The following is a 13,869-nucleotide window of genomic DNA, read 5'->3' on the forward strand; positions in this document are numbered from 1 at the left end:
GGCGTCACCCCGTGTTGAAGTCGGCGTCGATGACGTCGTCGGCGCCCTGCGCGCCGGCGGCGGCCCGCGGCTGGGCGGCCTGGCTGCTCAGCGCCAGGGTCATCTGCCGCAGGTCCTCGGTCAGCTGCCGCATCCGCGCGGTCGGCGCCTGCTCCCGTACCGCCTCGCGGGCCTCGCCGATCAGCACCGTGGCCCGGGCCCGCTCGTGCTCGGGCACGTCGCCGCGCTCCTGCAGACCGCGTTCCAGCTGGTACGCCGCACCGTCGAGCTCGTTGCTGGCGTCGACCCGCTGGCGGATCTCCTGGTCCTCGGCCCGGTGCTCCGCGGCCTCGCGGACCATCCGCTCCACCTCGGCGGTGTCCAGGGTGCCGCTCTCGGTGATGGTGATCTGCTGCGCGGCGCCGGTGTCCTTGTCCTTCGCCGACACGTTGAGGATGCCGTTGGCGTCGACGTCGAAGGTCACCTCGATCTGCGGGGCGCCGCGCGGGGCGGGCCGGATGTTCTCCAGCCGCATGCGGCCCAGGACCCGGTTGTCCGCCGCGCGCTCCCGCTCGCCCTGCAGCGCGACGACGTCGACGGCGGGCTGGTTGTCCTCGGCGGTGGAGAACGTCTCGGCCCGCCGGGCCGGGATCGTCGTGTTCCGCTCGATGATCCTCGTCATGAGCCCGCCGAGGGTCTCCACGCCCAGCGACAGCGGCGTCACGTCGAGCAGCACGACGTCCTGCACGTCGCCCTTGAGCACGCCCGCCTGGATGGCCGCGCCGAGCGCGACGACCTCGTCGGGGTTGACCGTCATGTTCGGTTCCTTGCCGCCGGTGAGGCGGCGCACCAGGGCCTGCACGGCCGGCATCCGGGTGGCGCCGCCGACGAGGATCACCTCGTCGAGGTCGCCGGCGGTGATCTTCGCGTCCTGCATCGCCTGCCGGACCGGCCCCATCGTGCGTTCCAGCAGGTCGTGGGTCAGCTCCTCGAACGTCGCGCGGGTGAGCGTCATCGTGAGGTGCTTCGGCCCGGTCGCGTCGGCGGTGATGAAGGGCAGGTTCACCTGCGTCTGCGTCACCGACGACAGCTCGATCTTGGCACGTTCGGCGGCCTCGGTGAGCCGCTGCAGCGCCTGCGGATCGGTGCGCACGTCGATGCCGGTCTCCTGCTGGAACTGCCCGGCGATGTGCTCGACGAGGCGGTGGTCGAAGTTGTCGCCGCCGAGGTGCGTGTCGCCGGACGTGGCCCGGACCTCGACGACACCGTCGCCGACGTCGAGGATGCTGACGTCGAAGGTGCCGCCGCCCAGGTCGAACACGAGGACCGTCTCGTGGCCCTTCTTGTCCAGCCCGTACGCCAGCGCCGCCGCCGTCGGCTCGTTGATGATCCGCAGCACGTTGAGCCCGGCGATCCTGCCCGCGTCCTTGGTCGCCTGCCGCTGCGCGTCGTTGAAGTACGCGGGGACCGTGACGACCGCCTCGGTCACCTTCTCGCCGAGGTGCTTGGCCGCGTCGTCGGCGAGCTTGCGCAGGATCTGCGCGGACACCTCCTCCGGCGACAGCTGCTTGCCGCGCACGTCGAAGCGCACCGTGCCGTCGGCGCCGGACACGACGTCGTAGGTGACGGCGCGGGTCTCCTCGCTCACCTCGTCGAACCTGCGGCCGATGAAGCGTTTCGCCGAGTAGATCGTGCCCTTGGGGTTGAGCACCGCCTGCCGGCGGGCGAGCTGCCCGACGAGCCGTTCGCCGCCCTCGGTGTACGCCACCACCGACGGCGTCGTCCTGCTGCCCTCCGCACTGGGCAGGACGGTCGGCCGGCCACCCTCGTACGCGGCGATCACGGAGTTGGTCGTGCCGAGGTCGATTCCCACAGCGCGTGCCATGTGTGCGTCCCCTCTCGAGCCCTTCAGCCGCCCTTCGGCCGCCTGCCGCCGGACCTTCGACGGGCACGGCCGACTCCAAGGCTCGCCGTGCCGTCACGACGGCGTCTCACCCGGCCGGAATGACCGGGGCGCATGGTCCCGGCGGGCACCCGGCCGTCCCCGGTCCAGCCGCTTGACGTGCGGTGACGGGTGTTGCCAGGATCGAACGGATGCACCCAGCACAGCGGATGTCACGAAGGGTGAAGGGCGTCGACGAGGCCCGCGCCCTGTGCCACGAGTACTTCTACCCGATCCGCCTGGAGCCGGTCGAGCCGTCGGCGCCGCTGCCGTTCTCCTTCGACGCCCTGGTCGCCGGGCCGGTCACGCTCGCGCAGCTGGAGTTCGGCGCGGCGATCCGGATGAGCCACACCGACCTGGACACCGCGTACCACGTCAACGTCCCCCTGTCGGGCACGCTGCGCGCCGTGCACCGGGGCGTCGAGGTGGAGGCCGACCCCACCCGGGCGGTCGTCTTCGGCCCGCACGGCCAGATCCGGCTGGACCGGTGGGGCAGCGGTGACCGGGTGCTGTGCGTGAAGCTCGACCGGGCCGCCCTGCACGAGGAGCTGGAGTCGCTGCTCGGCCGGCCGGTCCGCGGGCCGCTGGAGCTGGCCCCCGCGATGGGCGTCACCAGCGGCGCGGCGCTGAGCTGGGTACGGCTGCTGCGGCTGCTCAGCACCGACCTGCACAACGCCGGCGGGCTGGTGTCCCGCGCCCCGATCGCCGAAGGGCTCGGCCGGGAGGCGCTGCGTGGCCTGCTGTACGCGGCCGGCCACCGCCACCTGACGGAGCTGCTCGAGCCCGCCGCGCCGGCCCGGCCGCGCACCGTGCAGCGGGCCGTCGACGCGATACGGGCCGACCCGGCGCGCGCGTTCACGGTCACGGAGCTGGCCGCGGTCGCCGGGGTGAGCGTCCGGGCGCTGCAGGAGGGGTTCCGCCGGCACGTCGGGCTCGCCCCGCTGGCGATGCTGCGCCGCATCCGGCTCGGGTGCGCCCGCGACGAGCTGCTGGCCGCCGGACCGCACGAGGTCACCGTCGCCGAGGTGGCGCACCGGTGGGGTTTCGGCCACCTCGGGCGCTTCGCGGCGGCGTACCGGGCCCGGTTCGGCGAGACCCCGTCGGCCACCCTGCACCGGTGAGCCGGGGGCTACGCGCCGGGGTCGTGGCCCGGTCGCAGCTCGTCGTCGAGGTAGGCGGACAGCCGCAGCGCGGCGCCGTGCGCGCGGCGCACCGCCGGGGCGAGCCGCTCGGCGTCACCGGCCGGCCCGGTGGCCAGCGCGGCGGCCACCTGTTCCAGCGCGGCCACGATCTGGGCGATCTCGAACCGGACGGACGCTGGGTGCGGCAAGGATGACTCCGATCGTCGGCGGCCGGCCGCGGACGCCATGACGACCGGTTGGCGCGAGCTCGAGGGGGTTGAGCTCCCCGGTCGGCGGCGGCGCCGCGGCCGGCCGCGGTCCGTGCCCCCAGGAACGTCCAGCGTAGGCGGGGACGGGACCCGGCCGCGATCCGCTGCGCGCGGAGGTCTGTCCGGCAAACGCGGGTGCCGGGCCGGACGGCGTCGCCGCCCGGCCCGGGTGGTCAGATGCGGGCGCCGACGTCCGCGCCGCCGGCGGGGCGCAGGAACGGCGAGGACGCGATGGCGCCGGACGACGTGCGCGGCCCGGTGATCACCGACGCGTCGGTGCTCTGCGGCGTCCACGTGCCGCCGAGGTCCCACGAGTTGCCGCTGCTCGCCGACGAGCCGAGCGACACCTGGACCCGGTTGGCGACCGCGAGGCTCGCCGTCACGGTCGCGGCGGCGTCGGCGACGTCGACGCCGGTGCCGCCGTTGCGCCAGGCCGTGACGTGGTCCAGCCGCAGCGCCCCGGGGTTGGCGTTGTCGATGAAGCCGCCCTGGGCGTTGTCGAAGGCGATGCTGTCGCGCACCACGTGCCCGGCGGGCAGGTCCTCGTCGCCGCCGCCGAGCTTGAACCCGTTGCCGTCGCCGGCGAAATCGGGAAAGTTCCACCGGTTGACGCCGTTGCCCCACGCCACCGACGACTCGATCGTGATCGGCGACAGGAACTCCCAGGCGTCGAAGCCGTCGTCGACGTTGTTCCACAGCCGGGCGCCGCGCACCACGTTGCCGGTGCCGGAGCCCTCCTTGACGGCCAGGCCGTCGGCGCTCTCGCCGTTCTTACGCGGGTCGTGGTTGCCGTAGCTGTCCAGGTTCAGGACCTGGTTGCGGCTGGAGGCGCCCTGGATGTGCAGCCCGGTCTCGTAGTTGTCGCGGGTGACCAGGCGGTCGAAGACGTTGTCGGAGCAGTCGCGGCAGAAGATGCCGTACGGGCCGTGCGCGATCTCGATGCCGACGATGCGCCAGTACGACGCCTCGATGTGGATCGCGCCCCGCTCGGCGTTGGGGATGCTGGCGTCCAGCGGCGCCGGCGTGTGCGGCATCTGCTCCGCGTCCAGCAGCACCCGCTCCCCCGCGTAGTTCGTGATCGTGTACGGCGCCGCGGCCGTGCCGCTCTTCACCAGCTGCACGTTGGTGGCCGGCGCGTACGTCCCGCCGCGCAGCGCGATCGTCGTGCCGGGCCGGGCCAGGTCGACCGCGCGCTGGATGGTGCGCAGCGGCGCGGCGAGGGTGCCGGCGGCCGCGTCGTCACCGGTCGGCGCCACGATCAGGGTGCTGCCGGGCGGCACGCTCGCCGAGGTGCTGGGCGACGGGCTCGCCGGCGCGCTGGGCGACCCGCTCGCCGGGGTGCCGGGTGACGGGCCGGTGCCGCCGCCGGTCTGCGCGACCACGTCGTCGAAGTCCGCCGAGGCGCGGAACGTCTGCACGCCGAGCCGCCCGGTGGCCGACTGGCTGGGGCCGCTGCCGACCAGCGCGCCGTCGACGTACCCGCGCACGGTCGTGCCGGACTCCTCCAGCCGCAGCGTGTACCAGCGCCCGGTGCTCACCGGCAGGCTCACCACACCCAGGACGGTGACCGCACCGGAGCGCACCGCCTGCAGCTCCACGCGGTCGCCGCTGAGCAGCACGAGCCGGTCGTAGCTGGTGGAGCCGGTGGAGCGGGCGGCGAGGCCGGCGAAGCGGTCGGTGCCGGCGCCGTCGAAGGCGAGCGGCCGGACCCTGGCCACCACGGTGTAGTCGCTCCAGCCGGACTGGCCGGCGAACGCGCGGGCCAGGTCGCTGGCGGCCTTGGACTGCCGGTACACGGCCGAGCCGTCGTTGACGACCGACCAGGTGCCGCCGGACTTCGACCAGCCGTCGGCGGCGCCGTCGGCGAAGTCGTCGGTGAACAGGGTGGCCGCGAACGCGAGCGGGCCGGACAGGACCACGGCGGCGGCGGCCGCGACGGCCGCGGCGGCGAGCACCGGCCAGCGGCGGCGGATGGGGACTCGGTTGTCCACGAGGGAGCTCCATGGGGGCGGCGGGCGCGCGCCCGGGGTGGACGGCCGGTGACTGGGCGGGTCTGCCGTCGACACGCGAGGAAAGCGTATTCCTGACGACACCGTAGCCACCGGCCCGCGACGGGTCAACCGCCGTCGATGCGCCCGGTCAGGTGACCGCGCCGTCGCGCAGGACCGCGTGCACGCCCACGACCTGGTTGACGATCTGCGTGACCCGCAGGTCGACCGCGACGCTGCTCAGCGCGACCGCGTCCGCGCGCGCCACCCCGTGCAGCCGCTCCAGCAGCGCGAACATCGACTCCAGCGCGGCGTACGCGGCGTCGTCGAGGGTGTCGCCGAGCCCCATCGTGAGCCAGGCGTCGCCGGTACGGGCGACCGGTCCTGTCACGGGGAAGTCGTCGCGCACCCCGAACGTGAGCGTCACCCGGTCCATCGGGCACTCGATCGCGGTGCCGCTGACCTCGCCGTCGCCCTGGGCCGCGTGCCCGTCGCCGACGGAGAACAGGGCACCGTCGACGGGGATCGGCAGCAGCAGCGTGGTGCCGGCGACCAGCTCCTTGCAGTCGAGGTTGCCGCCGTGCACCCGCGGCGGGATCGTCGAGTGCTCGCCGGGCTCCGCCGGCGGCATGCCCAGCACGCCCATGAACGGCCGCAGCGGCACCGTGTGCCCGTGCTGGTTACGGCCGGTCATCGCGGCCGGGTCGAGCTGCCAGGCGTGCACGACGCCCTCGGCCTCCAGGTGGTAGCGCCGGTTCGGCCCGCTCGGCCAGCCGCCCGCGACCGTGGTCCCCCACGGCGCCGGGACCACGGCGTCGATGCGGACCTCGAGGGTCTGCCCGGCCTTCGCGCCGGCCACCTCGACCGGGCCGACCAGCGCGTGACCGTACTCGGGCCGGTGCTGCGGCACGCGCGGGCGGTCCGGCGGGGCCTCACCGGTGGACGGGCCGGCCGACCACCAGCAGTCCAGGGTCCGGAAGGTGACGCTGTCGCCGGGCCGCACGGTCAGCACCGGCGGATAGTCCGGCGAGAAGTAACCGTGCAGCGTCCGGTCGTCGGGTTCCAGCACGTGCTCCACGATGTGGCAGTAAACCAGGCGTCAGTGCCCGCCGCACAGGGCGTGGTCGATGAGGTCGATCGTGATGTCCTTGGTCGGCTTCGGTACGCCGGGCGCGCGCTGGAACGAGTCGGTGTTCATCGACACCACCACGCTGCGGGTGCCGTCGGGTGTGACGCCGTTGCGGGTTCGGTAGCCGTGGATGTCGCCGCCGTGCGCCCACGAGCCGCCGCACGAGTTCGGCACCCACATGAGGCCGAGCCCGTAGCGGGCGCCGGGCCAGTTCGCGCGGAACTCGTCGTTCGTCGGCACCGTGCGGCGCATCTCGGCCAGCTCGGCCGGGCGCAGCACCTTCCCGCCGAGCAGGGCGCGCAGGAAGCGGTTGGCGTCGGCGGCGGTGCTGATGATCGCCCCGGCGGCGCCGCCCCACGACGGGTTGAGCCTGGTCGCGTCGATCGGCTCGCCGTAGCTCGGGTCGTCCGGGGTACCGCCGGCGGGGAAACGCTCGTAGCCGACGGCGTGCGGCCGCGGGACGTCCGGGTCGGTGCCGGGCACGACGGTGTCGCGCAGCCCGAGCGGCCCGACGATGCGCCGCCGCACCTCGTGCTGCCAGGTGTGCCCGGTGACCCGCTCGATGATCATCCCGGCGAGGGCGTAGTTGGTGTTCGAGTAGCTCCACCGGGTGCCGGGCGCGAACTCCGGCGGGAACGCCATGGCCAGCGCGACCGCCTGCTCCTGGGTGACGGTGTCGAACCGGTGCCGCTCGAAGCCCTCCCGCTCGAACAGGTACGGCAGCCCGGCCAGGTACTCCGGCAGCCCGCTGGTGTGCTGCAGCAGCTGCCGTACGGTGACGGCGCGCCCGTCGTTGCCGTTGCCGCGCACGACGCCGGGCAGCCACCGCTCCACGGGGTCCTCCAGCGTCAGCCGGCCCTCGCCGACCAGCTGCAGCAGGGTCGCGGCCACGAACGTCTTGGTGTAGCTGCCGACGCGGAAGCGGCCGTCCCACGGCACCGGGGTCCGCGCGGCGGTGTCGCCGTAGCCGCTGCGCACCCGGACGTCGCCGCGGGCGGTGTCCAGCTCGACCAGCACCCCTGGCGCGCCCTGCGCCAGCAGGGCGTCGCTGTCGCGCTGCAGCACGGCCCGGGTGTCCACCCGCGGGGCGGCGGCGGCCACCCCGGCGGTGCCCAGCGTGGCGGTCACGGCGGTCATCGCCGTCAGGGTCATCACGAGGTTTCTCATGTCCTCGACGCTAGGCGGCGCATCGACGCCCGTCGTCGCCCCGGGACGGCAACCGCGGCTACCCTCCTGGGGGTACGCCCGGATACCACCGCCGGCGGTCGATGCCCGGCGCGGTCGCGGCTAGCGTGGGCACGGTGCGGCTCCCCCTGAACACCGCCCTGGTGGACGTGCTGCTCGCGGCGGTCCTCGCGGGGCTGAGCGTGGCGACCCTCGCCGGGCAGGCGGGTCCGGCCGACTGGCGGGCGGCCGTGCTCGGCGTGCTGACCGTGGCGCCGCTCGCCCTGCGCCAGCGCGCCCCGGTGCTGACCATGCTCGTCATCGTGGCCGCGCTCGTCGCGTACAGCCTGGCCGGCTTCGGCGACTTCCCCAACGGCGGCATCGGCATGGTCGTGGCGATGTTCACCGTGGCGACGCTGCGGTCCCGGCCCGTCGCCGCGGTCATGTTCGCCACGACCGTCGTCGCGACGTCGATCGCGTTCGCCACCGCGGCCTCCGCCGTGGTGTGGTCGCAGGTCGCGCAGTCGCTGCTGGTGATGCTCGGCGCGTGGGTCCTCGGCGAGAGCACCCGGCGGTGGGCGCGGCGGGCCGAGCGGCTCGCGGCGCAGGCGGCGCGGCTGGTCGCCGCCGAGCGGGTCCGCATCGCCCGGGAGCTGCACGACATCGTCGCCCACCACATGTCGGTGATCTCGCTGCAGGCGGGTGTCGCGGAGTACGTGCTGGACACCGACCTGCCGACCGCCCGGACCGCGATCGCCACCGTCGGCGGCGCCAGCCGGGACGCGCTGCTGGACCTGCGCCGCCTGCTCGACGTGCTCCGCGTCGACGACGTCGACGGGGCGCAGCTGGCCCCGCAGCCCGGCCTGGCCCAGCTGGACGACCTCGTCGAGCGGGTCCGCGGCGCGGGCCTGCCGGTCGAGGTCGCCGTGGCCGGCACGCCGCGCCCCCTGCCGCCCGGGCCGGACCTGTGCGCGTACCGGGTGGTGCAGGAGTCGCTGACCAACGTGCTCAAGCACGCCGGGCCCGCGACCGCCCGGGTCCACGTCGAGCACGGCGACCGGACCCTGACGGTGCGGGTCACCGACGACGGCGCCGGCCGCCCGCCGCAGCGCGGCCACCGCTCGCCGACGGCGCACGGCATCCTGGGCATGCGGGAGCGCGCCGAGCTGTACGGTGGCGTCCTCACCGCGGGACCGGCCGCCGGCGGCGGGTTCGCGGTCGAGCTGCGCCTGCCGGTGGAGGTGGGGCCATGACCGGCCCGCAGCGGAGCGAGGAGCCGGGCATCATGGGCGCAGTTTCGCGGTCAGGGCGGCGCCGGAGCGCAGCGCAGGTGACGCCAGCGCAGCGCAGGTGACGCCATGACGGTGCGAGTGCTTGTGGCTGACGATCAGGCGCTGATCCGCGCGGGGCTGGTGGCGCTGCTGCGCGCCGCGCCCGGCCTGGAGGTCGCCGGCGAGGCCGCCGACGGCGCCGAGGCGGTGGCGCTCGCCGCCGCGACCGCGCCCGACATCGTGCTGATGGACATCAGGATGCCGGTCCTGGACGGCATCGCCGCCACCCGCCGGATCCTGGCCGCGCCCGGCGAGCAGCACCCGCGGGTGGTCGTGCTGACCACGTTCGACCTGGACGAGTACGTGTACGCCGCGCTCGCCGGCGGCGCGTCCGGGTTCCTGCTCAAGGACACCCCGCCGCAGCGGATCATCTCGGCGGTCCACACCGTCGCCGGCGGCGACATCCTCATCGCGCCGCGGATCACGCACCGGCTGATCGAGACGTACGCGATGCACCACCGCCGCGCCCCGGACGGTGCCCGCCTCGACGAGCTGACCGCCCGGGAGACCGAGGTGCTGTGCCTGGTCGGCAACGGGCTGAGCAACTCCGAGATCGCGCAGCGGCTGGTGCTCAGCGAGGCGACGGTGAAGACCCACGTCAAGCGGCTCATGGCGAAGCTGCGGCTGAGCAGCCGGGCGCAGGCGGTGGTCGTGGCGTACGAGAGCGGCCTGGTCGTGCCGGCCCCGCGCGGCACCGCACCGCCGCCGGCGTGAGCGGGCCCCGGCGCGGGTGACGCGCCGCGCGCCGAGGCCTGCCGCAGATGCCATGATGGTGGCCGGGACGGCTCCTGACGACGCGGAAGGTGGTGCGATGGCGCTGTTCGAGGCGCGGACGTCGGCCGAGGACGGCCGGGCCGTCGTGTCCCTGGTCGGCGAGTGCGACCTCACGGTCCGTGACGAGCTGACGGCGGCGCTGCTCGCGGCCGTCGACAGCGCGCCGGTCACCGTGGTCGACCTGGCCGGGCTGCGGTTCATCGACTCCAGCGGCGTGCACGGCCTGGTCAAGGGCCATCACGCCGCCCAGCGGCAGGGGCACCGGCTGCACGTCGTCAACGCCTCCGGCACCGTGGCGCAGGTCCTGGAGATGACGGGGATCGGTCAGCTGCTGGCACCGCCGGTCAACGGCACCGGGCCGGTGTCGTGAACCCGCCGGAGCCGGACGCCGGCGGCGCGCTCCCGAAAACCCTGTCCTACCGCGAGGCAGGTGACCTGAACGCGGTCCGGCAGTTCGTGCGCGGCCACGCCCTCGCCCTCGGCATGTCCGAGGCGCGCACGGAGCTGCTGATGCTCGCCGTCAACGAGCTGGCCACCAACACGATGCAGCACACCACCGGCGGCGGCCGGGTCCGCGTGTGGGCCGACGCCGGGCAGGTCGTCTGCGACGTCGTCGACCAGGGGCCGCCGCGGACGTTCCAGCGACCGATGCCGGCACCCGAAGCGGTCCGCGGCCGGGGGCTGGCGATCGTCGAGCGGATCTGCGACCAGGTCGACTCCGTCAGCGGCCCCGACGGCACCACGGTCCGGTTGCGCCTGCACCTCTGAGCACCGGTCAGGACCGCACGCGCACGGCCAGGGTGCAGGTGTCGTCGTCGGGGCTCGGGTGGTGCAGCAGCGCGCGCAGCCGGTCCAGCGACTGCCGGTCGGGGTCGGCCGAGACCTCCGCGAGGGTCTGTTTCACCTGATCCAGTAGTACGTCCGTGTCGGTGGAGCGGCGCTCGACCAGGCCGTCGGTGTAGAACAGGACCAGGTCGTCGTCCTGCAGCGTCGGGGCGAGGACCGGATAGACCGTGTCGCCCGCGGCGCCGAGCAGCAGCCCGGCGGGCCGGTCGAGCTCACTGACGGCGCCGCCGCGGGCCAGCAGCGGCGGCATGTGCCCGGCCCGCGCCCACGACAGCGTCCGCGCGGCCGGGTCGTAGACGCCGATCACGGCGGTGCCGGTGATGCCCAGCTGCAGGCACAGCAGGTTCATGTGGCCGAGCAGCGCGCCGGGGTCGCGGATGCCGATCGACAGCCAGGCCACCAGGGAGAACCGCAGGTGCGCCATGCCGTTGGCGGCGTCCATGCCGTGCCCGGCGACGTCGCCGACCGCGAGGGCCACCTGGCCGTCCGGCAGGGTCTGCGCGTGGTACCAGTCGCCGCCGACCCGCACGGCCCGCTCCGCGGGCAGGTAGCTCACCACCGCCTGCAGCCCGGCCAGGTCGAACGGCTCCGGCGGCACGGGCTGGATCATGGTCTGCAGCTGCGCGGCCAGGCGGTGCTCGGCGAGGGCCGTCATCTCGCGGGTGCGCAGCTGGTCGCTGAGGCGCTCCATGGCGGTGCGGGTGTCCTCGCGGGCGGTGACGTCCTGCACGACGGCATACACCTTCAGCGGGCTGCCGTCGGCGTCGCGGGCGACGTCGGACAGGATCCGCAGGTACTTCACCGCGTCGCCGGTCCGGACCCGCACGGTCACGTCGGACGCGGCGCCGCTGTCCATGGTCTGCCACGCGGTCTCGCTGATCCCCCGGTCGTCGGCGAACAGCGCCGCGGACTGCTCCGCCCGGGACATCGGCCCGAGCGCCGGGTCCCGTTCGAAGATCCGGAACATGCCCGGCGACCATTCGCTGCGCCCGGTGATCAGGTCGTACTCCGCCCAGCCGAGGCTGCCGAGCAGCTCGGTGCGCTCCAGCCGGCGGCGGGCCTCGTCGGTGCGCTGCCACCAGACCAGCAGCCCGCCGAGGGCGGGTTGGACACTCACCTCGAACAGCGAGTCCGCGACGATCCCGGCCCGCTGCTCGGCATACCGGAAGTCGGGCAGCTCGGCGGGCACGCCCGTGTCCAGGACCTGGAAGTACAGCAGCCACAGCGGGCCGCCGACCATGCTGGGGTACAGCTCGCCGACCCGCTCGCCGATCCGGTCGACGCCGCGGCCGTACAGGTCGTCGCCGCGCCCGCCGATCGCCGCGATCAGGAAGTCGTCGACCCGGCCGTCCTCACCCGTCAGCGGCTGCAGCCAGGTGCAGCTGGCCGGCACCGCCGACAGCAGTGCGCGCACCACCGCCGTGACGGTGCCGTCGTCACCGCCCGCAGTGGTCGGCGCGCCGCCGCGCCGCGCACCGTCGTGTGCCATCAGAGCAGCTTAGTGCGGCGACCACCGCCCGGACCGACGGGCACGACGGGCGTTTCGCTTTCGACATTCACCCCGCTTCCGGCCATCCGGCCGCGAATCCGGCGTTACGGTGCTTGTGTCCGTCCTGCGCCGAAGGAGTGCCATGACGCCGCCCGCTACCGGGTACCGAGCCCTCGTCGCCGAGCACCTGCGCCGGCCCGACCGCCCGTCCGGGGTCGCCGAGGTGATCCCGGACGTCGGCGACCGGCTCGCCTACAACCCGTGCGTGGTGCGGCAGGGCACGCGGACCCTGCTCGCGGTACGCGTCGAGTCGCCGGACAGCTACTGGCGCGACGCCGCATCATGGGATCCGCAGATCCGCTTCTACGAGCGCACCGCCGGCGGCTGGCGACCCGCCCCGGGCACCCCGGTGTTCACCGCGGCCGAGGACCCGTTCGCCGCCTGGGTCCGCGGCCGTGACGGCGAGCCGGTCCTGGTGTTCGGCGTCGTGTCGCTGGACTTCCGGCACGACCCGCCGCGGGTCGTGACCCGCTTCCATGCCGCGCCGGACGTGGAACGGCTCGACCCGGCCGACCCGTTCGTCGAGGTGCCGGACATGAAGGACATCCGCCTGCTGCAGCGCCCCGACGGCCTGGCGATCTGCGGGCGTCCACAGGGCGGCACCGCCGGCCGCGGCCGGGTCAGCCTCATCATGGCCGATGATTACACCGAGCTGTCGGCGGAGCTGGTCGCCAAGGCCCACGTCTTCCACGACCAGGTCGCCGAGGACACCAAGCTGGGCGTCAACGAGCTGTACGACCTCGGCGACCGCATCGGCGTGCTCGGCCACATCGCCGTCGGCGAAGAGGGCGGCCCGCAGGAGTACGCCGGCGCCTGCTGGACCATCGACCCGGCCGCCCGCACCACCACCACACCCCGCGTCATCGTGATGCGGTCGGACTTCCCGCCCGCCCCACCGAAGCGCGCCGACCTCACCGACGTCGTCTTCCCCGGTTCGATGGAGCCCCTCGACGGCGACCTCGTGCGGATCCACTGCGGCCTGAGCGACGCCTCCCTCGGCTCCATCGTCATGCCGTCGCCCTTCCCCACTCCTTGACGCCGGCCTGGACTACGGCTGCGCCCGGCTCCGCACCTCGATGACGGCGCCGGTGTCGGGGTCGACGCGGAAGCTGCGCCCGGGCGGCAGCGGCCGGTCGAGGGAGCGGACCCGCAGGTGCAGGCCGTCGGGGGCGAGGTCGCGGGCGGTGGTCAGGGCGTACTCGTCGGGGTCGGTGTCGTCGGCCTCCGCCTCCGCCGCCCGTGACGTGGTGACCGCGAAGAAGATGAGGCCGGTGACGGCGTCGAAGACGATCCGGTGCGACTCCAGCTCCACCCTGGCCGAGCCGGGGAGCACCGCGCCGGTGCGGAAGACCAGCCCGGTGACGCCGGCCCAGCCCTGCTCGACGTACACCCGGAAGCTCACGGCACGGCAGTCGTCGGACTCGGCCCGGGCCAGCACGGTGTGGTCCCAGGCGCCGGTCGCGCCGTCGCGCAGCCCGACGGAGGCATGCGCACCGGCCCGCAGGTCCGGCGGGGCCGACGGCACCCGGGGGAACGGGAACGCCGGTGGCTGGTGGTTGGACAGGTTCGCCACCGCGAGGACCTGGCAGCGCGGGATCCGCACGACGTGCTCGCCGATGACGTACGCCTGGCACGCCGGCGTCACCGAGTAGTCGAGGATGTTGTCGGCGCTGGCATCGGCGCTGGCGATCAGATCCACGACCGTCACCGTACGCAGGTCAGGCCCGCGACCGCTGCCGGGATCCGGACACGGCCGGGCGGCATGACAGGATGTGGG

Annotated in this window: 13 protein-coding genes; 6 read left to right on the forward strand and 7 right to left on the reverse strand. The window is 74.5% G+C overall.

Going from position 1 to position 13,869, the window contains the following annotated elements:
- Positions 1-4 precede the first annotated feature (4 nt).
- Positions 5-1,864: a molecular chaperone DnaK gene (dnaK, locus tag OP18_RS22145; RefSeq protein ID WP_052387127.1), complete on the reverse strand. Its 1,860-nt coding sequence runs from the start codon at positions 1,862-1,864 to the stop codon at positions 5-7.
- A gap of 227 nt (positions 1,865-2,091) precedes the next feature.
- Between dnaK and OP18_RS22150 the strand changes: the two genes are divergently transcribed.
- On the forward strand, positions 2,092-3,042 hold the full coding sequence (locus tag OP18_RS22150) for an AraC family transcriptional regulator (RefSeq protein ID WP_033360887.1): 951 nt from the start codon (positions 2,092-2,094) through the stop codon (positions 3,040-3,042).
- A gap of 8 nt (positions 3,043-3,050) precedes the next feature.
- Here the strand turns inward: OP18_RS22150 and OP18_RS22155 are convergent, their stop codons facing one another.
- From OP18_RS22155 to OP18_RS22170, 4 genes are all read right to left on the reverse strand, one after another.
- Positions 3,051-3,251: a hypothetical protein gene (locus OP18_RS22155; RefSeq protein WP_033360888.1), complete on the reverse strand. Its 201-nt coding sequence runs from the start codon at positions 3,249-3,251 to the stop codon at positions 3,051-3,053.
- Positions 3,252-3,484: 233 nt separating this feature from the next.
- Positions 3,485-5,302: a right-handed parallel beta-helix repeat-containing protein gene (locus tag OP18_RS22160; RefSeq protein ID WP_245635493.1), complete on the reverse strand. Its 1,818-nt coding sequence runs from the start codon at positions 5,300-5,302 to the stop codon at positions 3,485-3,487.
- Positions 5,303-5,450: 148 nt separating this feature from the next.
- On the reverse strand, positions 5,451-6,377 hold the full coding sequence (locus tag OP18_RS22165; RefSeq protein WP_033360889.1) for an acetamidase/formamidase family protein: 927 nt from the start codon (positions 6,375-6,377) through the stop codon (positions 5,451-5,453).
- Between the two features lie 21 nt (positions 6,378-6,398).
- On the reverse strand, positions 6,399-7,595 hold the full coding sequence (locus OP18_RS22170; RefSeq protein WP_081970992.1) for a serine hydrolase domain-containing protein: 1,197 nt from the start codon (positions 7,593-7,595) through the stop codon (positions 6,399-6,401).
- Between the two features lie 134 nt (positions 7,596-7,729).
- Between OP18_RS22170 and OP18_RS22175 the strand changes: the two genes are divergently transcribed.
- From OP18_RS22175 to OP18_RS22190, 4 genes are all read left to right on the forward strand, one after another.
- Complete coding sequence (locus OP18_RS22175) at positions 7,730-8,845, forward strand: sensor histidine kinase (protein ID WP_033361011.1); 1,116 nt, start codon at positions 7,730-7,732, stop codon at positions 8,843-8,845.
- A gap of 105 nt (positions 8,846-8,950) precedes the next feature.
- On the forward strand, positions 8,951-9,637 hold the full coding sequence (locus OP18_RS22180; RefSeq protein ID WP_033360891.1) for a response regulator: 687 nt from the start codon (positions 8,951-8,953) through the stop codon (positions 9,635-9,637).
- A gap of 97 nt (positions 9,638-9,734) precedes the next feature.
- Positions 9,735-10,067, forward strand: coding sequence for an STAS domain-containing protein (locus OP18_RS22185; protein ID WP_033360892.1), 333 nt, complete (start codon positions 9,735-9,737; stop codon positions 10,065-10,067).
- On the forward strand, positions 10,064-10,465 hold the full coding sequence (locus OP18_RS22190; RefSeq protein WP_052387130.1) for an ATP-binding protein: 402 nt from the start codon (positions 10,064-10,066) through the stop codon (positions 10,463-10,465). The genes OP18_RS22185 and OP18_RS22190 overlap by 4 nt, the downstream gene beginning before the upstream one ends.
- Before the next feature lie 7 nt (positions 10,466-10,472).
- Here OP18_RS22190 and OP18_RS22195 read toward each other — a convergent pair whose 3' ends face one another.
- On the reverse strand, positions 10,473-12,032 hold the full coding sequence (locus OP18_RS22195; protein WP_081970993.1) for a PP2C family protein-serine/threonine phosphatase: 1,560 nt from the start codon (positions 12,030-12,032) through the stop codon (positions 10,473-10,475).
- 142 nt (positions 12,033-12,174) lie between these two features.
- On the opposite strand from OP18_RS22195, the gene OP18_RS22200 reads away from it, so the two are divergent.
- Positions 12,175-13,128, forward strand: a complete 954-nt coding sequence (locus OP18_RS22200) for a DUF1861 family protein (protein WP_033360893.1) — start codon at positions 12,175-12,177, stop codon at positions 13,126-13,128.
- 12 nt (positions 13,129-13,140) lie between these two features.
- Here the strand turns inward: OP18_RS22200 and OP18_RS22205 are convergent, their stop codons facing one another.
- The gene (locus tag OP18_RS22205) at positions 13,141-13,791 is read right to left on the reverse strand and encodes a hypothetical protein (RefSeq protein WP_156089693.1); all 651 of its coding nucleotides are present in this window, start codon (positions 13,789-13,791) and stop codon (positions 13,141-13,143) included.
- Between the last annotated feature and the right edge of the window lie 78 nt (positions 13,792-13,869).

This window comes from Dactylosporangium aurantiacum (assembly GCF_000716715.1).
GTDB lineage: Bacteria > Actinomycetota > Actinomycetes > Mycobacteriales > Micromonosporaceae > Dactylosporangium > Dactylosporangium aurantiacum.